Here is a 21,391-nt window from a genome sequence, read left to right on the forward strand (position 1 = left end):
CACTCATTGGCTATGGACATACAACAACGAAAGACCAAACATGGGGATCGGCGGGATAACCCCGATACAAAAACTGAAGGCAGCTTAGATTCTACTGACGCGCCCCTCTAAAAATGGGGAGATTACCCCCCAATCAATGGCAGTTCATTATGCAATAATGGAAAAACTGTCGGCCAATTCACAATTACACTATCAAGCGGCTAACTACATTTCGAAAAGCCACAGCTTCCACAGGTCATACATCCTTCGACCATGCGGAGATCATATTGGCCACAACTGCTGCACGCCTGCCCTCGTGGCGCATCCAGGCCAACGACCTGCGCTTGCGGGTCCGATTTCAGCCCCATCCCTTCACCTTCGATGAACCCTGTTGCAATCATGTGTTGCTCGATCACCCCGCCGATAGCCGCCAGAATGGACGGGATATATTTGCCCTGCATCCAGGCGCCACCGCGCGGATCAAATACCGCTTTCAACTCTTCAACGACAAAGGACACGTCCCCGCCGCGCCGGAACACCGCCGAGATCATTCTTGTCAACGCAACGGTCCATGCGAAATGCTCCATGTTTTTGGAGTTGATGAATACTTCAAAAGGCCGCCGATGGCCGCCTAGCACAATGTCATTGATCGTGATGTAGAGCGCATGCTCGCTATCCGGCCATTTGACCTTGTAGGTGTTGCCTTCCAGTTCGCTAGGGCGATCCAGCGGTTCTGACATATAAATGACGTCACCATGGGGCTGCTGCGGCTCGGCGACGTCACTGGTGATCACTTCGGGAGCGCCACTGGCCGGTTTGTCTTCCGCCACGCTCAGAACCGACCCTGTCACCGCATTTGGCCGATATGTCGTGCAACCTTTGCAGCCCGTGTCCCAGGCTTGCATGTAGACGTCCTTGAAATCATCAAAACCGATGTCCACAGGACAGTTGATTGTCTTCGAAATCGACGAATCCACCCATTTCTGCGCGGCCGCCTGCATCTTTACATGGTCAAGCGGCGCCAGGGTCTGGGCATTGACAAAATATTCAGGCAGAGCCTTGTCCCCGAATTTCTCGCGCCAGAGATTGACCGCATAATCAACGACTTCCTCTTCGGTGCGCGATCCGTCCTTTTGCAAAACTTTCCGGGTGTAGGCATAGGCAAAAACCGGTTCAATGCCCGAGGACACGTTGCCCGCATAAAGACTGATGGTCCCCGTCGGCGCAATCGACGTCAGCAGCGCATTGCGAATACCATGGGTCCGAACAGCATCCCGCACATCTTCATCCATCGCCTGCATCGTGCCGGATGCCAGATAGGCATCTGCGTCGAACAAGGGGAACGGCCCTTTCTCCTTCGCCAATTGCACCGACGCCAGGTACGCGGCGCGGGCGATCGCGTGCAACCAGTCCTCGGTCTGACGCGCCGCCTCGTCGGAGCCATATCTCAAGCCCATCATCAGCAAAGCATCCGCAAGACCCGTCACGCCCAGCCCGATGCGCCGCTTGGCCTGCGCTTCTCCGGCCTGCGCTTCCAAAGGAAATCGCGACACATCCACAACGTTATCCATCATCCGAACGGCGGTGCCCACCAGTTCCTGCAGCGCAGCATGATCCAAAGCCGCCGCCTTTTCAAAGGGATCGGACACCAGCCGCGCCAGATTGATGGATCCCAGCAGACATGCGCCATAGGGCGGCAAGGGCTGCTCGCCACAGGGATTGGTGGCGGCTATGCTCTCGCAATAGCTGAGGTTGTTGGCGGCATTGATCCGGTCGATGAAAATCACACCCGGCTCCGCGTAGTCATATGTCGCCTGCATGATCCGGTTCCAGAGATCCAATGCCTGTACCGTCCGGTAGGTCTTACCGTCGAAAACCAGATCCCAGGATGCATCCGCTTTGACCGCTTCCATAAAAGGATCAGTGACCAGAACCGACATGTTGAACATGCGCAGCCGCGCCGGGTCTGATTTAGCGGCGATAAAATCTTCGATGTCGGGATGATCACAGCGCATGGTGGCCATCATCGCCCCGCGCCGCGACCCCGCAGACATGATTGTCCGGCACATGGCATCCCACACATCCATGAAACTCAACGGACCAGAAGCATCTGCTGCAACGCCATGTACATCCGCGCCCTTGGGACGGATCGTCGAAAAATCATAGCCGATGCCACCGCCCTGCTGCATGGTCAGGGCCGCCTCCTTCAGCATCTCAAAAATGCCACCCATGCTGTCAGGCACCGTGCCCATCACGAAACAGTTGAAAAGCGTCACCGACCGCGCCGTACCCGCCCCGGCCGTAATCCGCCCCGCAGGCAGGTATTTGAAATCTTCCAGCGCCGCATAAAAGCGGTCTTCCCATACCTCCGGTTCATTCTCGGCTTTCGCGAGGTCCCGCGCGATGCGACGCCATGTATCCTCGACCGTTTTGTCTTTGGGCGTGCCATCCGCTTCTTTGAAGCGATATTTCATGTCCCAAATCTGTTCAGCAATCGGGGCGGCAAAACGTGTCATCGGTTCCGTTCCTTGGAGTGGGGGAGATACGTAAATTAACCCAGAATCGCGGGTATTTCCACAAGAAGTTGAAGAAGACCTGCGCAGTATTAATATATATAGTGTTCAGGCAGGGGATTCTGTGAGTGTTTCGGTGGGCAAAGCTGTGGATAAATGCGTCAATCTGATCAAGCTTTCCGTGGGATCGGAAAACGTGGAAAGCCTGGCAGCCTGGCAGGCCACGAAGCCTGCCCAAACCAAAGATGGTCTGCCCCGGCATGTCACGCGCATGTGGCCAAAACGCGAAGCGGAAATCCTGAACGGCGGTTCGATCTACTGGGTGATCAAAGGCGTCGTGCAATGCCGCCAGAAAATCCTGCGCCTGGATGAAGTGATCGGCAACGATGGTATTCGCCGCTGCGCGATTGTGCTGGACCATGAGGTCATCCGCACTCAGGGCAGCCTCAAACGCCCCTTTCAGGGATGGCGTTATCTGCCAGTGAACGATGCACCACCAGATCTGCCAAAAGGCCGCGCTTCGGAAGATCCATTGCCAGTAGAGCTAAACCGTGCTCTGGCCGAGATTGGGGTTCTTTGAAGATCAAAGAGACAGCTGGTCAATCAGATTCTTGATCACGTTGCGATCCTGATCGTCGACCGGCGCCAGCCGACTGCGCCAGAGCGTTGCCTGAGACTTCAGTATTGGCTCTTCCTTCAGCACTTTCAAATGGTTTGCCCGTAGCGTTTCACCGCTTGAGGTTATATCCGCAATAGCCTCGGCCGTTTCATTCGCAACAGTGCCTTCCGTTGCTCCCTGACTGTCGACCAGCGCATAGTCCGCGACACCCCCGTGACGCAGATAATCCCGCACCAGCCGGTGGTATTTTGTCGCAATCCGCAGACGCATCCCATGCGTGATTCGGAATGCAGCGGCCACTGCATCGAGGTCATCCAGCGTGTCCACATCGACCCATGCTTTCGGGACAGCCATGACCAAATCCGCCTGACCGAAACCAAGTTCCTGCATGCATTGAAGCTGCTGTTCCCAAAGGGGAAGTTTTTCCCGAATCAGATCGGTGCCGGTGATCCCGAAATGGAGACGACCGGCAGCCAACTCCCGCGGCACTTCTCCTGCGGACAGCAAGACCAAAGATACGCCTTCTATCCCTCCAACAGCCCCGGCATACTCGCGCTCCGATCCGGTACGCGTCAGTAAAACGCCACGTTGTCTGAACCAGTCAAAGGTCTTTTCCATCAACCGTCCCTTGGAAGGAACACCCAGCTTCACGGTCATGGCTGCGCCTCCAGTTCCAGCATCAATCCCGGGCGCAGAACGCCACCCACTGCGGGGATTTCCGCACCACTACCGAGGCGATGTGTAAGCGCATCATAGCGTCCGCCCGTGGCAACCGCGGGCAGATCGGGGCGTTTCGCACTGAAAAACCCAAAGACAAAGCCGTCGTAGTATTCCATCGACGTACGCCCGAAACTCGCCTCGAAAGCCAGATGCTCCACATCGACACCCCGCCTGTCGAGCGCGTCGGCCCGCATTTCGATACCTGAGACGGCAAGAGAAATTGACGGCATATCGACGGCGATGTCGCGCAGTCTCTCCAAAGCGAAGGGGGTCGTTTCCCTGACATCAAGCAAGGCGTCCAGCAGATCGACTTCCCCAGCGGACAGGGGGGCGGCAGTTGCATCTTCGCGTAATGCGTCGATGCGCCTGTCAATTTCCCTTCGGCTGCGCTTGCCCACCATGGGTATGCTGGTATCGGAAAGCGCCCCCGAAAGCAGTTTTGCACGCTCATCGGATACAGGCACCCGCCCTGCGTAACGCTCAAGCAACGCCCGAAACCTGCGGGGGCGCCAGATGTGCCGGAGCAGCGCTGCCTTGCGCGGCGCTGTTGTCTGCAATCCTTTAACTGCGGCCATGAGAACACCGATATCGCCGGTCGCAGCGCGCAAATTCAGATGAACCACCGCCTCTGACAGCAATGAAAAGACTTCGGCGTCAGCGGAGGCTGGATCAGTTCGGTCAAAAATCTCGTACCCTACCTGAACGTATTCGTTGGCCCTGTCAGGGTCATGCTCCTGACGCCGGAACACTTCGCCGGAATAAGTATACCGCGCGGGCTCCGCCCCGTGCGCCATATGCATCTGCACAACCGGGACCGTAAAATCCGGGCGCAGCATTTGCTCCCCGCGTAGCGCGTCTGACGTCACATAGGCCCGTGCCCGGATTTCTTCACCATAAAGATCAAGCAATGTCCGCGCGGGTTGCAGAATCGGGGTCTCCACAGGCACGGCACCTGCCGCCTCGAAATCCGCCCGAAGCTCTGCTGCGCGCGCAAGCGTCTTTGCGCGATGGATCATTGATCAGCACCGCCTCCGGGCAGGCCATGTTGCGAGAGGATATCGCGCACTTTTGAAACCAGCTGATTGCGGGGAACTTCGAATTGGCTCGGACGATCTTTCCACTCTTCCAGGGTGGCACTTTCGGCGATCCGAGCACCCAGGATCAGATCCTTGATCTGAATGACGCCCTGCTCTTTTTCATCGCCCCCTTCAATGACGGCAATCGGACTACCCCGCCGATCCGCATACTTCAGCTGGTTGCCGAAGTTCTTCGGATTGCCAAGGTAAACCTCCGCACGAATGCCCGCACTGCGCAGCTCCGCAACCATCGCCTGATAATCGGCCATGCGGTCGCGGTCCAAGACGGTCACGACGACCGGCCCCTGCATATCAGCCCGCATACGGCCCTTCGCGTGCAATGCGGCAAGCAACCGATCCACGCCAATCGACACGCCCGTTGCCGGAACTTCCTGCCCGGTAAACCGCTTGACCAGATCGTCATAGCGCCCACCACCTGCGACGGAGCCAAACTGACGTTTGCGACCCTTTTCGTCGAATATCTCGAAGGTGAGTTCCGCCTCAAATACAGGACCGGTGTAATACCCAAGGCCGCGCACAACCGAAGGGTCGATCTCTATCCGATCCGGTCCGTAACCTCCCGCTGCAAGCAAATCTGCGATGGTTTCAAGCTCGTTCACGCCCTGCACACCTATCTCGGAATCCTGCACCAGCGCACGCAGTCCGGCGACCGTTTCCGCGCCGGTGTCTGCTTTGGCTTGCATGAAACTCATGATGACATCCGCTTGCGCGTCGCTGAGCCCGGCACCATCGGTGAAATCTCCGCTTTCGTCCTTGCGTCCGGGACCGAGCAGCGCCTTGACGCCTGCCAACCCCAGCCGGTCCAGCTTGTCGATGGCCCGCAACACAATGCCCCGTTCGGATTGCCTGTCATCGCCGGACAAGCCCGTAACTTCAAGCACACCGTTCAAGACTTTGCGGTTGTTGACGCGCACCACATAGTCGCCGCGTGGAATGCCAACCTCTTCAAGACAATCGGCTAGCATGGCGCAAATCTCCGCGTCCGCGGCAACCGAAGGCGCGCCCACCGTATCCGCATCACATTGGTAGAACTGGCGAAACCGGCCCGGACCGGGCTTCTCGTTACGCCAGACCGGGCCCATCGCGTAGCGGCGATATGGCTTGGGCAAATCATTCTGATGCTGCGCGTATACGCGGGCCAGTGGTGCAGTCAGATCATAGCGCAGCGCCAGCCAATCACCCGGCTTTTCACCTTCGGCATCTTCTTGCCAGGCAAAGACACCTTCATTTGGACGGTCCACATCCGGCAGGAACTTTCCCAAAGCCTCAACCGTTTCCACGCCGGAGCTTTCGAGCGCATCGAACCCGTAACGATGATAGACCGCCGCGATCTTGCGCAGCATTTCGGCACGTTGCGTCACTTCGGCACCGAAATAATCACGGAAACCCTTGGGCGTCTCTGCCTTGGGGCGCGGGGTCTTTTTGGTTTTGGCCATGGTTCTACCTTTGGCGTTTGGGCTCGCGCGCGGTCTAGCGGATGGGGCTGGAACAGACAAGGCGGCGATGACACTTGATGATTATGGCTTTATCGCATCGGCTCCCCATGATACGCGACCGCCTTCAATCAAAGGAAATCGCCATGGAAAAGCTCGAAGAACAGATTGCGCATTTAACGCGCGTGGTCGACGATCTGTCCGATGTGATTGCCCGACAGGAAACTGAAATTGCAACCTTGAACCGCCGCGTATTCATGTTGATGCAGCGTGAAGGGGAACGCGACGCACAACAATCCGGCGGTGTGGTTGTTGGCGACGAACGGCCCCCTCATTACTAGAGCTCTTCGACCTCCAGAACACCGGCGAGCGATCTTATGGCGCCCTTGATTTGCGGATTTACAACGAACTCCTGACCAAGCTCGACCTCCACCTCGCCGGGCAAGGTCGGATCCATCAAACAAAGCTCCACGGGCCCCCGCGCGGCGGTTTTTACGGCGTTTGCGGCCCCCTCCAACACGTTTGCCACAGCGGTGATCGCCTCGGGCGCTTCGACAAATACCCTGAGCCCCATGGCGCCCGCGTCTGCCGTGACAACGTCGATCGGCGATACGGATCGCGCCAACAGCTTAAGCTGATCGGCTTCCAGGCTCGCTTCGACGGCGATGACGACCTTCGCCCCGGTTTCAAGATGCTCGCGGGATTTTTCGAGTGTTTCAGAGAAAAGCGTTACCTCATACGCGCCGGTGGTGTCAGACATCTGGCAAAAGGCGAAACGGTTACCACGCGCAGATTTGCGCTCCTGCCTGCCAGCAACGATGCCCGCCAGCTTTGCATTCATCGGACCTGACTGCGCTTTTTCGAGGACTTCATCCAATGTCAGAATACCCTTGCGCTTCAACGGCCCCATGTAATCGTCGAGGGGGTGACCAGAGAGATAAAAACCCACGGCCTTGAATTCTTCGCCAAGCCGTTCTGCAGGCAGCCAATCTTCCATCGGATGCAGCCTTGGCTCTGGCAGGTCCTCCCCCGCCTCTCCAAACAACGAGACCTGACTGGAGGCCTTTTGTTCATGAATCGCCGCTGAATACCCGACCAGCGCGTCCAGCGCGCCAAACACACGGCGACGATTGGGGTCGAGTTGATCAAATGCGCCTGAACGCGCCAACATCTCCAACGGGCGCTTTCCCACGCGTTTGAGATCGACCCGGCGCGCAAGATCAAACAGCGTTGCAAAGGGTCTGTCACCTCTGCCATCAGTGATCAGCCTCATTGCCTCAACGCCCACGTTTTTCAACGCACCAAGCGCATAGGTGAGCGCCCCATCCACCACTTTGAACGTCGCATCCGAGCGGTTCACACAAGGGGGCACCCAGGGCAATTCAAGCTGCTTGCGCACCTCCTCGAAATAAACGGCCAGTTTGTCGGTCAGATGAATATCGCAATTCATCACACCCGCCATGAACTCCACAGGGTGGTTCGCTTTCAGCCAGGCGGTCTGATAGCTGACTACCGCGTAGGCCGCCGCGTGGGACTTGTTGAAACCATAGTTGGCGAATTTTTCCAGAAGGTCGAAAACCTCGGTGGCCTTTTTCTTGTCGACCCCGTTTTCCATCGCGCCCTTTTCGAATTTAGGGCGCTCCTTGGCCATCTCTTCGGCAATCTTCTTGCCCATGGCGCGACGCAGAAGATCGGCACCACCCAGGCTGTATCCGGCCATGACCTGCGCGATCTGCATCACCTGCTCCTGATAAACGATGATCCCTTGGGTTTCCTCCAGAATATCGTCGATCAGCGGGTGAATGGATTCGCGGTTCTTCAGCCCGTTCTTGACCTCGCAATAAGTCGGAATGTTCTCCATCGGGCCGGGCCGGTAGAGCGCAACCAGCGCCACGATATCCTCAATACAGGTGGGCTTCATACGTTTGAGGGCATCCATCATGCCCGAACTTTCAACCTGAAAAACCGCAACCGTCTTGGCAGAGGCGTAAAGCTTGTAGGACGCTTCATCATCCAACGGGATGGTGCCAATGTCATCTTCGAGCCCATCAGGGGGCTGAAAAAGCTCCGTCCCGTCCGCCGCAATGTGCAGATGACGACCCGACGCCTTGATCTGATCCACCGCGTTCTGAATGACAGTCAGGGTTTTCAGGCCCAGAAAGTCGAATTTCACCAACCCGGCCTGTTCCACCCATTTCATGTTGAATTGCGTGGCAGGCATGTCCGAACGTGGATCCTGATAGAGCGGCACCAGCGCATCCAGTGGCCGGTCCCCGATCACCACACCCGCCGCGTGGGTAGACGCATTCCGGAGCAGACCCTCGACCTGCTGACCATAATCGAGAAGCCGGGCCACAACCTCTTCGTTACGGGCTTCTTCACGCAGGCGCGGCTCATCTGCCAACGCCTTTTCGATGGAGACAGGTTTGACCCCTTCAACCGGGATCATTTTGGACAAACGATCCACCTGACCGTACGGCATTTGCAATACACGGCCGATATCGCGCACCGCAGCCTTTGACAAAAGCGCACCAAAAGTGATGATTTGGCCCACCTTATCGCGGCCATACTTATCCTGAACGTACCTAATGACCTCTTCACGCCGATCCATACAGAAGTCGATGTCGAAATCGGGCATGGATACGCGTTCAGGGTTCAAAAATCGTTCAAACAGCAGATTGTAGCGCAGCGGATCCAGATCCGTGATGGTCAGCGCATAGGCCACCAGAGAGCCCGCACCCGACCCCCGGCCCGGGCCGACCGGAATGTGATTGTCCTTGGCCCATTTGATGAAATCCGCAACGATCAGAAAATAACCCGGAAACCCCATCCCTTCGATGATGTCCAATTCGAAATCGAGCCGTTTCTCGTACTCTTCCACGCTGGTGGCATGCGGAATGACGGACAGCCGGTTTTTCAAACCGGCGTGCGACTGGCGCCTGAGCTCTTCAATCTCGTTATCGGCAAACCGGGGCAGAATGGGGTCGCGCCGATAGGCTTGAAACGCGCAGCGCTTTGCAATCTCGACCGTGTTTTCAATGGCTTCAGGGAGATCGGCAAAAAGTGTCACCATCTCGGACTGTGACTTGAAATAGTGCTGCGCCGTAAGGCGGCGGCGTGCATCCTGCTGATCGACATAAGCCCCTTCGGCAATGCAGATCAGCGCATCATGAGCCTCATACATGTCGGATTTGGGGAAATAGACGTCATTGGTCGCAACCAAGGGCAAATCCATCGCATAGGCCATCTCCACAAAGCCCCGTTCGGTCAGACGTTCCGCTTCGGGTTGCCCATTCTCATCCGGATGGCGCTGTAATTCCACATACAGTCTGTCGCCGAAAGCCGCCTTCAACTGGTTCATCAACGTTTGAGCTGCTGGTTTTTGCCCCCCTTGCAGCAACATCCCAACAGGGCCATTTGCACCACCCGTTAAGCAAATCACATCCGCAGCATGCGTTTCCAGTTCATCCAGACTGACTTGCGGCAGCGCACCGCCCTTGTCCAGATAGAGGCAGGAATTGAGCTTCATCAGGTTTTCATAACCGACCTCGGATTGAGCCAATAAAACCAGCGGCGCAGGCAAGCGCGGTTTCTCTCCAGGGTGCGTTTGCATGTAAGTGACATCGACCTGACAACCGAGGATCGGCTGTACACCGGCACCAGACATCGCAACAGAAAACTCCAGTGCTGCGAACATGTTGTTTGTGTCGGTCAGCGCCAGTGCTGGCATCTGCGCGTCATGGCATAGGTCAGGCAATTTCTTGAGACGCAAAGCCCCTTCCAACAACGAGTATTCGGAATGGCTGCGCAGATGAATGAATCGGGGATCAGAGCTCATGACGTGACCCTAGAGGACCATATTGATCGCTGCCAGAGGGAAGAGGATCGCGATGTCAGATTTCGTCAGGACCTATTCAAGCCACGGTAGAAATACATATTTTTACTTGCAAAACGACATTACGTGCGCTTAGCCTCTGTTTGCTTAACGCCTGCCTGACGTTCTACGCCGCATCGAACGCATGGCAGTCCGGGCCCTTGGTACCGCGGCGGATCTGACTAAATGAACTCAGCGTTTCGCCGAATTGGAGAAACAGGGGCGCAGCGCTTGCGGGTGTTGCTCTTGGATCGGGTTAACCGCTCGATCGACAAAGCCACAATTCTCTCAATCCCGAACTTGCGGACGACACGTTGATGACGCCCTTGTTGTCGCTCAAGGGGCTGACCAAGGCCTACCCGGGTGTTGTCGCGAACGACGATGTATCTTTGGAAATCAACCCCGGAGAAGTGCATTCCCTGCTAGGCGAAAACGGCGCCGGCAAATCAACGCTCGTCAAAATGATCTATGGGCTGGTCAAGCCGGATCATGGCGAGATGAAGATGAACGGCGTAGCCTACGCCCCGTCCGAGCCCCGCGCGGCGCGCGGTTCTGGTGTGGGAATGGTCTTCCAGCACTTTTCCCTCTTTGACGCGCTGAGTGTTGCCGAAAATATCGCCCTTGGCATGGAGAACGCACCTAAACTGACCGCATTGTCGGAGCAGATCCGGAAGGTCTCCGACACCTATGGATTGCCGCTGGCACCCGACAGGATTGTGGGTGATCTGTCTGCGGGCGAAAGGCAGCGGGTCGAGATCATCCGTTGTTTGTTGCAGGAACCCAAATTGCTGATCATGGATGAGCCGACATCGGTTCTGACACCGCAGGAAGTGGACATTCTGTTTCAGACCCTGCGCAAGCTAAGCGCCGAAGGAACGGCAATTTTGTATATTTCTCATAAGCTTGAAGAAATCCGGAGCCTGTGCGATTCAGCAACAATTCTGCGGCTTGGCAAGGTCGTCGGCACCTGTGTCCCGCGCGAAACCACAGCGCGGGAGATGGCCGAAATGATGGTCGGCAAAGTCCTCGGGACACCCACGCGCGCGGGCCTCACATTGGGAGAAACCGTGCTTGAGGTCAGCGCGTTGTCGCTGCCATCACCTTCCGCGTTCGGCATGCCCTTGCGGGAAGTTTCCATTCAGCTGCGCAAGGGTGAGATTCTGGGCGTCGGCGGCGTCGCTGGCAACGGGCAGGACGAGCTGCTGGCGGCATTATCAGGCGAACTCCTGTCACCTGCGGGCAGCATCAAGATGAGGAATGAAGACATTGGACATCTGGGACCCAACGCGCGGCGCGCAATCGGGTTACTGGCAGCCCCAGAAGAACGATTGGGCCATGCCGCCGCGCCGGATATGTCTTTGACCGAAAACGCGATGCTCACAGGAGCGGCGCGCCAGAACCTGGAGCGGAATGGTTTTTTGAACTGGCCCGCAGCACGTGGCTTCGCAGAAAAAATTATCGAAGCATTTGATGTACGTACGCCCGGCCCGGGAAATGCCGCACGGTCCCTCTCCGGTGGAAACCTGCAAAAATTTGTCATTGGGCGCGAGGTGTTACAGAACCCTGAGGTGCTGGTCGTCAATCAACCGACATGGGGCGTAGATGCCTCTGCCGCGGCCGCCATCCGGCAGTCATTGCTTGATCTCGCGGGCAAAGGGGCTGCGGTCATCGTGATCAGCCAGGACCTCGACGAGTTGATGGAGATTTCCGACCATTTTGCAGCGCTTAACGAAGGACGATTGTCCGAGCCGTGCAGCACGGATGGCCTCTCAGTCGAGCAGATCGGGCTGATGATGGGCGGCGCACATGGCATGGAGGTGGCGCATGTCTGAACGTCTGAAGCCTACGATCCTTCTTGACCCACGGGGCGTACCGCAATGATTGCGCTGGAAAAACGCCCCGAACCCAGTCGCGCCTTTTCTTATTTGACGCCTGTTCTTGCGGTGATCGCCACGTTCTTTTTTGGCGGGTTGCTCTTTGCGGCATTGGGCAAGGATCCGGTGACCTCCATTCTCACCATCTTCTGGGAACCGCTTTTTGGCGAGTTCTCGTTTTATTATCGCCCGCAGCTTCTGATCAAAGGCGCGCCGCTCGTTCTGATCGCGATTGGTCTGAGTCTTGGCTTCAAGGCCGGTATTTGGAACATCGGTGCCGAAGGGCAGTACATCATGGGCGCGCTTTTCGGGGCCGGGGCCGGGCTGGCCTTCTACCCCACTGAAAATGTCCTGATCTTTCCGTTTATGGTGCTGGCGGGTGCATTCGGCGGCTGGCTCTGGGCGATGATCCCCGCTTTCCTGAAGGTAAAATTCGGGACGAATGAAATCCTCGTGTCGCTGATGCTGGTCTATGTGGCAGAGCAGTTCCTTGCCTCCATGTCGTTGGGATTGCTGAAAAACCCGGAAGGATTCGGATTTCCGGGCAGCCGCAACCTGCAACAATATGCCTCCGCCCATAACGCCGAGATCATTGCCGGGTCCGGCATGCATTGGGGTGTTGTCGCGGCCCTGATTGCGGTGATTTTTGCCTATGTGCTGCTGGCGCGGCACCGGCTGGGATTTGCGGTTCGGGTCACCGGCGAAGCCCCGCGCGCGGCGCGGTTTGCTGGTGTGAACCCAAACCGGCTGATCCTCTTTTGCCTGGGCACATCTGGTCTGCTAGCCGGACTTGCCGGTCTCTTTGAGGTCTCCGGTCCGGCGGGGCAGGTCAGCATCGACTTTAACGTCGGATACGGTTTCACAGCCATCATTGTGGCGTTTCTGGGCCGCCTGCACCCCATCGGCATCGTGCTTGCGGGGCTGTTGATGGCGCTGACCTACATTGGCGGTGACATAGCGCAAAGCCAATTGGGCCTGCCTGCCGCGGCCATACAGGTTTTTCAGGGCATGCTGCTGTTCTTCCTGCTGGCGCTGGACATGTTCACGAACTACAGGCTGCGTTTTGGCCGGTCGGAGGCCGCATAATGGACCTTTCAGTCATTAATCCGATCCTGCTATTTGCTGCACTGATGAGTGCCGCCACACCCATTCTGCTGGCGGCCACCGGCGAGCTTGTGGTCGAGCGTGCGGGTGTCCTGAACCTCGGGGTCGAAGGCATGATGATCCTCGGAGCGATCTGCGGCTTTGCCATTGCGGTTGAAACCGGATCGCCGATCATCGGCTTTGTGGCAGCGGCCGCAGGTGGGGCTGTGTTGAGCCTGCTTTTCGCGTTTTTGACCCAGATTACGCTGGCCAATCAGGTGGCTTCCGGCCTCGCGCTCACGCTCTTTGGTCTGGGTTTGTCGGCCCTTCTGGGGCAGGGATATGTGGGCATCAAGCCGCCGCGTCTGCCGGATATCAACTTCGGGTTTCTGGCGGAAATTCCGGTCGTCGGGCCGGTCGTCTTTTCCCATGATCCGATCCTTTATTTCGGCATTGGCCTTGTTGCGGCAGTCTGGGCGACGCTCAAATATACCCGCGTCGGGTTGGTTCTGCGGGCCGTCGGTGAAAACCATGATGCGGCCCATGCGCTTGGTTACAAGGTCGTCCGCATCCGCACGCTTGCCATCATGTTCGGCGGTGCCTGCGCGGGCATGGGGGGCGCCTACATCAGTCTGATCCGCGTGCCGCAATGGACCGAAGGCATGACCGCAGGCGTCGGATGGATCGCGCTCGCGCTAGTCGTCTTTGCCAGCTGGAAGCCGTGGCGCGTTCTGCTGGGTGCCTATCTTTTTGGCGGGATCACGCAATTGCAGCTCAATCTGCAAGGGGCGGGCGTTGCCATTCCCGTCGAATATCTGGCAATGTCGCCCTATCTGATCACCATCGTCGTACTGGTCATCCTGTCTGCGGATAAAAGTGCGGCACCCGGCTCTTTGGGCCGAACATTCCACGCCTCAAACTAGGGGCCAATCAACGCTCCAAACAAGGGGCTGCACAATATGGGGAAGACCTGAAATGAAAATCACAACCCTTTTGGCCAGCGCTGCGGTGGCGCTGGGTCTGGCCACAAGCGCCTTTGCTGATGGCCACGAGAAAACCAAGGTTGGTTTTGTCTACGTGGGCCCGGTCGGCGACGGCGGCTGGACCTATGAACACAACAAAGGCCGCCTTGCGGTCGAAGAGGCGTTTGGCGATGCGGTTGAGACCGTTTTCGTGGAGAACGTCGCAGAAGGCCCGGACAGCGAGCGTGTGATGACACAAATGGCGCTTGACGGGGCGGATCTGATCTTCACCACGTCGTTTGGCTACATGGATCCGACGATCAACATCGCCAAGAAGTTCCCGAAGGTGAAATTCGAACATGCTACGGGCTACAAGCGCGCGGAGAATGTCTCGACCTATTCGGCGCGGTTCTACGAAGGGCGCGCGATCCAGGGACATATCGCCGGGTCGATGACCAAATCGAACATCATCGGGTATATCGGGTCTTTCCCCATCCCCGAAGTGATCCGGGGCATCAATTCCGCCTATATTCATGCGAAAAAGGTAAACCCTGACGTGCAGTTCAAGATCGTCTGGGCCTACACCTGGTTTGATCCGGCCAAAGAAGCGGACGCGGCCAAGGTCCTGATCGAACAGGGGGCTGATGTTGTTCTGCAACACACGGATTCGACCGCGCCACAGGCGGCTGCACAGGAAGCAGGCAATGTGATCACCTTTGGTCAGGCCTCCGATATGGGCCAATATGCGCCCCTGCCGCGCGTTTCCTCGATCATTGATGACTGGGCGCCCTACTACATCGCGCGGACAAAAGCGGTGATGGATGGCACCTGGGAAAGCGTTGACACATGGGACGGCATCGGCGCGGGCATGGTCGGGATTGGCGAGATTTCTGACGCGGTGCCGGCCGACGTGAAGGCCGAAGCGCTGGCGATGAAAGACGCGATTGCCTCCGGCGCATATCACCCCTTCACCGGCCCTTTGAAAAAGCAGGACGGCAGCGACTGGCTGGCAGATGGCGAAGTGGCCGATGACGGCACCCTTGCGGGCATGAGCTTCTATGTCGAGGGCATTGAAGGCGACATTCCGAACTGATCCATCTGACATCTGTTGGTAACGATGCCCCGGCCCAACCGCCGGGGCATTTTTTTTGGCCACTGCCCGAATGGTCACCAAGGCGTACGCGCAACACCGCGAGGCGGCCCGGACATGCCCCCTGGCCCGGGTCCCAAACCGGCCCGCAAAACAAGGGATATCCCCGGCGCACACCCCGTACACAAGCTGTGCACAGCCCGTGCACCGATCAGCGGCGTTTCCATGCATATCCACGTCAAAGACCGGAAAACACCCGCCTCGGTTAAACAAGCCCTGCCCCGGCGCACGTATCTTACCGCCGATCCACGATGTTCCATGCTGCACAGTTTCTGCACATCCTGACAGGCCGATCTGCAAAGCCGCGCGTCATACCACCAAGCATGGAACAAAAACGCAATACATTGCTTTGGACGGGTTTGGCTCTGGCCTCTGCCCTGCTGGCTGTCGAGCCCCTCAAATGGCTCGTTCACAGCTGGCACGATCCATCCTATCAATCCGATGGGGGACTTTATTGTCTGGCACTTTTCGGTCTGGTTGGTCTGTCCCTTAAAAGCTCCTCCCCCAGAGCGGCACCCCCGACCGGTCGCGTTTTTGTTCTGTTTCTCTTCGCTGCGGGCCTGCGCCTGCTGGGCCAGATACTTGCCGTAAACATCGTAAGCGCGCTTGCCCTTGCGGCTGACATCTACGCGCTGGCGGCCTTGCTACGCCTTGAACATCGCCGTTTCGCGATCTCGCCGTTCTGGCTCGCGGTATTTTTCCTCTTTGCCTTGCCGCTCGGCCCGATCCTGCAACGGATCGCGGGCTATCCGTTGCAAAGGCTATCTGCGGAAGTGGCCTGCCGAATGCTGTCGCCGGTCTTTGACGATCTGATCTGCGAAGGGGTGCGGCTCCAGGTGAACGGGGTTGACGTTCTGGTGGACCTGCCCTGCTCCGGTGCGTCGGGATTGTTGTTGATGGTCAGCCTCTGGGCCTTTCTGAACGTAATTTACCGACCTGCTTTTTTGCCTGCCATCAGCGGTCTGGGGGTGGTTATGCTGTTTGCCTTGTTGGGAAATGCCCTGCGGATCAGCCTTTTGGCCAGCGGGCTGGCGCTTGGATATGACACGATGGCCCAAGTGCCGCATGTGGCAATCGGGGTGATGACGATTGCGCTTTCCGCCGGGCTGTCCCTTTGTTTCTACCGTCCGACCCCAGCGCGCCGAAACAGACGCATCTGCGTCCCATGGCAAATACCACGGCAAGCGCAGCTGCCCATCGTGGCCTGCGCGATCATCACCGCGTTGAGCATCGTCAGCGCGCCTGAACGGCCCCTCGACGTATCCGCCCCCGTAAAAGCCGCGGTTTTGCCCATACAGTTGCGCGGCCACCCCGCGGTCGAGGTTGCCCTGTCTGAGATCGAACAGCATTATTTCACCGCCTTCGGGGGAACGGCCCAGAAGGTGCAATACGGCCCGCTTGGCCTGAACCTTGTCAGCACCTCATCGCCATTGCGCCACTTGCATTCCCCGGAAACCTGTCTGCGGGGCATGGGCTTTGAGGTCGTGTTCAAGGGCACCTGGTTCGACCCGATCCCGACCTCGATCTATGAGGCCACGGGACCGGACGGTCAGGTCTGGACCGTCGCGGTGAGTTTCATCTCGGAACAGGGGTATGCAACCGCAAGCGTGGTAGAGGCGGTGTGGCGGTGGCTCATCGGCACATCCCGCACCTGGCGGTCTGTTCAACGGATCACCCCCGCAGCACTTCCCGAGCCCGCCCGAAATTCCTATGAGCTGGCAACGCTGGCTGCACTCGACCTTCCCTAACACGAGGATACCATGCAACACTCATTCCTTGCGCTTCTCTGCGCCCTTTTCAGCCTCACAAGCGCGCCTGTCGCGCGGGCACTCACCCCTGACGACATGGGAGGTCACGTGATCGGGTCCTTGGGAGGTGAGGCGTTTCTGCTGCCGATGCTGCACAGCGACATCGCGGTCAGCATCGAAGGCGATGTGGCCACGGTCGAGATCACGCAGACCTTTGTCAACGACGCGCAGCTGCCGATTGAGGCGGAATATCTTTTCCCCCTGAACCAGAGCGCGGCCATCTACGGCATGGAGATGGTCGTGGGCGATGACATCGTAACAGCCGTCATTCAGGAAAGGGCCGAGGCCGAAGCCACGTTTGAGGAGGCTGCCGAGGCGGGTAAGGCCGCAGCCCTCCTGACCCAGCACCGCCCGAATATGTTCACGCAACGCATCGCCAATCTGATGCCGGGGCTGCCCATCGAAGTGACCCTGCGCTATGTACAGATGGTACCAAAAATCGACGGACAACAGGAGCTGGTCATCCCCCTGGTCGTCGGCCCGCGCTACAAGGGATCGCCGGAGGGGGCAGAAACCGCAGCGATTGCGACAGAGGATTCGGCGGCGTTGCCGGTCAACACATGGACCATCGCCGATGTGCCGGATCACCCGCCGGTGTTTGGGCTGGAGATCCCAGAGACCTTTCGCGCTGAGCGGGTCTCGCTTGACCTGAAAATGATCAGCGGCATTTCCGTCGCGGATTTCGGCAGTGCAACGCATCCTCTGACCGTTGAAAGAACCGAAGACGGGCTGACCGCTGCCTTCTCCGATGCGCGGGTGCTCGACAACAAAGACCTCGTGATCCGCTACAAGCTGGGGGGCGCGACCCTGGAGGCGGCGAGCCTGTCGCATGTTGACGAACGCGGCGGCTTTCTGTCGCTGATGGTGGAACCCCCCGCACTGCCTGACGACGCGATGATTACCCCGCGCGAGCTTGTCTTTGTTCTGGACACCTCTGGTTCCATGAATGGCGCGCCAATGGAGGCCAGCAAGGTGTTCATGGACAGGGCCCTGCAGGGCCTGCGCGAAGACGACTATTTCCGGATCATCCCTTTTGCCGACACCACCCGGATCTATTCCGCCGAAGCCCAGCCTGCGACGGGGCGCAATGTTCGGAAAGCGCGCGATTACGTGCGCCGCCTGAGCGCTGGTGGCGGGACCGAGATCGACAAGGCCATCCGCACGGCCCTTGCCACTGAGCAGCCCGCCGACACCCTACGGATCGTTGTCTTTCTGAGCGACGGCTACATCGGTGACGAGGCACAGGTCTTGCGCACGATCCACCGGCAGATCGGTGATGCGCGCATCTATGCCTTTGGCATTGGCAGTTCGGTGAACCGCTATCTGCTCGATGCCATGACACAAGAGGGGCGTGGCTATACCCGCTATGTGCCGGTGGGGGAAAAGGCCAATGATGTGGCCGAAACCCTTGCCGCAGACTTAAAGACGCCGCTGTTGACCGACATCCTTATTGATTGGGGCGATCTGGAGGTTTCCGATGTTACCCCGTCGCGCATTCCTGACCTGTTCGCGGGGCAGGGTCTGCGGGTCTATGCGCGTCACAACGGCCCCGACACAGCACAAATCGTGGTCAAAGGTCGCGTCCAGGGCCGGGCTGCGGAAATGCCGGTGGCGCTGAGCCTGACACATAACGAACAGGCGGCGGGTTTGCCGCTGGTCTGGGCCCGCAACCGGATTGCGACGCTGACGCGCGACGTGGCCCTTGGGCGCGACAATGCGCAGGCCGCGAATGCGGAGATCACCCGCCTTGGCTTGGCCTTCTCGCTGCAAACGCAGAACACCTCCTTTGTTGCGGTGTCCCGGCAAAAGGTGAACACGACCGGACAGGCGGCGACACCGGCATCGGTTCCGTTGCCGATCCCCGCAGGCGTGCCCGTCACCGCGTTTCAGGGCGGGTTTTCCGGCGCGTCCACACCGGAGCCTCAAACGATCTTCGGCTTTCTGATCGTCCTCGTCATGTCGCTGATCAGCCTGCGCCGCAGGATCGCAAGTGCCGGTTGGTTCTGGACAAAGCGATGCGCGGAAGTACAACGTCACCCATGATGTCCCGCGTCCTGATTGTTGATGATGACCCGCATATTCGCGATGTCGTGCGGATCGCCTTGCAATCGGCGGGTTTCGAGACGCTGGAGGCGGCAAATGGTCAGGCTGCGCTGACCCGGATCTCGCGTGAGGCTGTCGATCTGGTGGTTCTTGATATCGGGATGCCACAAATGGATGGCTTTGACTGCTGCAAGGCGATCCGCGCCACCTCAAATGTTCCGGTGCTCTTCCTGACTGCACAGGAAGATGAGATTGACCGGGTGCTGGGCTTTGAACTGGGCGCGGATGATTTCGTGCCCAAACCCTTCAGTCCGCGCGAACTGGTTCTGCGGATCAAGGCGATCCTTGCGCGCGGTAAACCTGCGGCGGATGACAGTCTGAGCCACGGGGATCTGACCTTGCATCCGACCGCTCACAGCTGTGTTCTTGGCGGGGCCGAACTGGTCCTGACCGCGACGGAATTTTCCTTGCTGGAACTGCTGGTGCGCGCGCCACAGCGGGTTTTTGACCGCAACCAGCTGATCACCGGCATCTATGGGCCCAATACCGCCCTGTCAGGCCGGACATTGGACAGCCACCTGCGCAATATTCGCGCAAAGGCAGCGGCAGTGGGGTGTGGCGATCTGATCGCAACCGTCCATAGCGTTGGCCTGAAACTGGGCACATGTCGCAGGTGACCGGCATCCGAAAACGCCGGCGCCCGTCCATTGCGATGGTTGTTGCAGGCGTTTGTGCGGCCCTTGTCTCGGTTCCGCTGATCGCACTGCTCGCCCTTCGGCTGACCTCGAACCAGTTCGTGCGGGAGACAGAACAATCGCTTATTCAGCAAGCCGCCATCTATGCCGAGCTTTACGCGAGCGCCTTCAGCCCCCTGCCCGGACCGACAATTGGCACCGCTCTGACGGATGCACAAAAGCAGCACTGGGGCCAGGACCTGCATCCGGCGCGGGCGCTGTTGAATGTGCGTCACGATCCGGTGCTGCCACCGCGCCCGGCAGGTGACCCGGTTTCGACGGAAATTGACCCGCGGTATATGGCCATCATTGACCCGCTTGTCAGCATCGCCCGGGGGGCGCAGCAGACGACTTTCTCAGGCGTTGCGTTTCTGAACCATGACGGGCGGCTTTTGAACGCGCCCGGTGCCCCGAGCCTTGGCGATCTTGTCGAAGTTCAGGCGGCACTGGGTGGTGACATCGGTCGGGTGCTGCGGTTGCGCGGCGATGGCAACAAGGTGCATCCGCTTGCGTCCCTGAGCCGCGACACCGGGTTTCGCGTTTTTGTCGCCTACCCGGTGATTGTTGCAGATCGTGTCATTGGTGCCGTCCACATTTCACGAACACCCCTCAATCTGGGCAAATTCCTCTATCAGGAACGCAGCGCCATCCTGACCATGTTTGTCGTCATGCTCGCCCTTGCCTCTCTGATCGGATGGGTGCTGACCCGGCTGATTTCACGTCCCGTGACGGGGCTGCGCGATGCGGCAATGGCGGTGGCCGAGGGCCACAAGGACCACGCAGCAGCGCTGCCGCATTACGGATTTCGCGAGCTGGCCACCCTGGGTGAAAGCGTTGAACAGATGGCTGCCACGCTGACCAAACGGTCGCAGGAGATCACAACCTATTCGGATCATGTGACCCATGAGCTGAAATCACCCGTCACGACCATCGTGGCTGCGGCAGAGCTGTTACAGGGCGATGGCCTTGCCGATGACGACCGCCTCAAACTGCTGGATAACATCGCCGCCGAGGGACACCGCATGAACGCCTTGCTGGAGCAGTTGCGCGAAATGACACAGGCGAGAACCATGGCGCCGGGTGAGCCGGGCAAGCTCTGCGAAATGATCCCGCAGGTGGACGGCTTGCGCATCGACAATGGCTGCCCTGAGGATACACAGCTGCCCCTGACCATGGAACATGGCCGGATGATCCTGCTGCACATAGCGCAAAACGCGCAGGCCCATAATGCACAAACGCTGCGGATTTCCCGGGATGGGCATATCCTGACGCTTGCGGATGATGGCGATGGCATCGAGGCGGAAGATATTGACCGCCTGTCCGAGCCGTTTTTCACGACCCGGCGCGACACGGGCGGCACCGGCATGGGGCTAGCGATCTGCAAAACCATTCTGGAGGGCTATGGCGCGACATTGAGAGCGAAACCCGGCAACAAGGGTGCCATTTTTCAGATCGTATTCAGGCGTTGAGCGGCGCGCGATCCTTGAAACCAGGGCCCTGCC

General features: G+C 58.5%; 15 protein-coding genes. 10 read left to right on the forward strand and 5 right to left on the reverse strand.

What is annotated here, in order from left to right:
* Positions 1-200 precede the first annotated feature (200 nt).
* Positions 201-2,495: an adenosylcobalamin-dependent ribonucleoside-diphosphate reductase gene (locus tag ACOTTU_RS12305; RefSeq protein WP_425658373.1), complete on the reverse strand. Its 2,295-nt coding sequence runs from the start codon at positions 2,493-2,495 to the stop codon at positions 201-203.
* A 145-nt stretch (positions 2,496-2,640) separates the two neighbouring features.
* On the opposite strand from ACOTTU_RS12305, the gene ACOTTU_RS12310 reads away from it, so the two are divergent.
* Positions 2,641-3,072, forward strand: coding sequence for a DUF1489 family protein (locus ACOTTU_RS12310; RefSeq protein ID WP_425658955.1), 432 nt, complete (start codon positions 2,641-2,643; stop codon positions 3,070-3,072).
* Positions 3,073-3,075: 3 nt separating this feature from the next.
* Here the strand turns inward: ACOTTU_RS12310 and hisG are convergent, their stop codons facing one another.
* The 3 genes from hisG to hisS are packed head-to-tail and all read right to left on the reverse strand — an operon-like array spanning position 3,076 to position 6,364.
* On the reverse strand, positions 3,076-3,768 hold the full coding sequence (gene hisG / locus ACOTTU_RS12315; protein ID WP_425658375.1) for an ATP phosphoribosyltransferase: 693 nt from the start codon (positions 3,766-3,768) through the stop codon (positions 3,076-3,078).
* The gene (locus ACOTTU_RS12320) at positions 3,765-4,847 is read right to left on the reverse strand and encodes an ATP phosphoribosyltransferase regulatory subunit (RefSeq protein WP_425658377.1); all 1,083 of its coding nucleotides are present in this window, start codon (positions 4,845-4,847) and stop codon (positions 3,765-3,767) included. The genes hisG and ACOTTU_RS12320 overlap by 4 nt, the downstream gene beginning before the upstream one ends.
* Complete coding sequence (gene hisS, locus ACOTTU_RS12325) at positions 4,844-6,364, reverse strand: histidine--tRNA ligase (protein WP_425658379.1); 1,521 nt, start codon at positions 6,362-6,364, stop codon at positions 4,844-4,846. Before hisS ends, ACOTTU_RS12320 begins: the two co-directional genes overlap by 4 nt.
* A 143-nt stretch (positions 6,365-6,507) precedes the next feature.
* Here hisS and ACOTTU_RS12330 point away from each other — a divergent pair, with 143 nt between their 5' ends.
* Positions 6,508-6,702: a SlyX family protein gene (locus ACOTTU_RS12330; RefSeq protein WP_298913967.1), complete on the forward strand. Its 195-nt coding sequence runs from the start codon at positions 6,508-6,510 to the stop codon at positions 6,700-6,702.
* Here ACOTTU_RS12330 and dnaE read toward each other — a convergent pair.
* Positions 6,699-10,199, reverse strand: coding sequence for a DNA polymerase III subunit alpha (gene dnaE, locus ACOTTU_RS12335; RefSeq protein WP_425658381.1), 3,501 nt, complete (start codon positions 10,197-10,199; stop codon positions 6,699-6,701). The genes ACOTTU_RS12330 and dnaE overlap by 4 nt on opposite strands.
* Positions 10,200-10,552: 353 nt before the next feature.
* On the opposite strand from dnaE, the gene ACOTTU_RS12340 reads away from it, so the two are divergent.
* From ACOTTU_RS12340 to ACOTTU_RS12375, 8 genes are all read left to right on the forward strand, one after another.
* Complete coding sequence (locus tag ACOTTU_RS12340) at positions 10,553-12,067, forward strand: ABC transporter ATP-binding protein (RefSeq protein ID WP_425658382.1); 1,515 nt, start codon at positions 10,553-10,555, stop codon at positions 12,065-12,067.
* Positions 12,068-12,112: 45 nt separating this feature from the next.
* Positions 12,113-13,195 (forward strand): ABC transporter permease, encoded by a 1,083-nt coding sequence (locus tag ACOTTU_RS12345; RefSeq protein ID WP_425658384.1) that lies wholly within the window; start codon positions 12,113-12,115, stop codon positions 13,193-13,195.
* Complete coding sequence (locus tag ACOTTU_RS12350) at positions 13,195-14,115, forward strand: ABC transporter permease (RefSeq protein ID WP_425658386.1); 921 nt, start codon at positions 13,195-13,197, stop codon at positions 14,113-14,115. The genes ACOTTU_RS12345 and ACOTTU_RS12350 overlap by 1 nt, the downstream gene beginning before the upstream one ends.
* Positions 14,116-14,167: 52 nt before the next feature.
* Entirely contained in the window at positions 14,168-15,247 is a 1,080-nt protein-coding gene (locus tag ACOTTU_RS12355; RefSeq protein WP_425658388.1) for a BMP family ABC transporter substrate-binding protein, read from the forward strand.
* Positions 15,248-15,627: 380 nt separating this feature from the next.
* On the forward strand, positions 15,628-17,052 hold the full coding sequence (gene xrtT, locus ACOTTU_RS12360) for an exosortase T (RefSeq protein ID WP_425658389.1): 1,425 nt from the start codon (positions 15,628-15,630) through the stop codon (positions 17,050-17,052).
* Positions 17,053-17,064: 12 nt separating this feature from the next.
* On the forward strand, positions 17,065-19,155 hold the full coding sequence (locus ACOTTU_RS12365; RefSeq protein WP_425658391.1) for a VIT and vWA domain-containing protein: 2,091 nt from the start codon (positions 17,065-17,067) through the stop codon (positions 19,153-19,155).
* Positions 19,152-19,832 carry a response regulator transcription factor gene (locus tag ACOTTU_RS12370; RefSeq protein ID WP_425658393.1) on the forward strand — a complete coding sequence of 227 codons (681 nt, stop codon included), beginning with the start codon at positions 19,152-19,154 and terminating at the stop codon, positions 19,830-19,832. The genes ACOTTU_RS12365 and ACOTTU_RS12370 overlap by 4 nt, the downstream gene beginning before the upstream one ends.
* Positions 19,820-21,358 (forward strand): ATP-binding protein, encoded by a 1,539-nt coding sequence (locus ACOTTU_RS12375; protein ID WP_425658395.1) that lies wholly within the window; start codon positions 19,820-19,822, stop codon positions 21,356-21,358. The genes ACOTTU_RS12370 and ACOTTU_RS12375 overlap by 13 nt, the downstream gene beginning before the upstream one ends.
* The last annotated feature ends 33 nt before the right edge of the window (positions 21,359-21,391 follow it).

This window comes from Roseobacter sp. EG26, from assembly GCF_049830555.1.
Classification (GTDB): Bacteria; Pseudomonadota; Alphaproteobacteria; order Rhodobacterales; family Rhodobacteraceae; genus Roseobacter.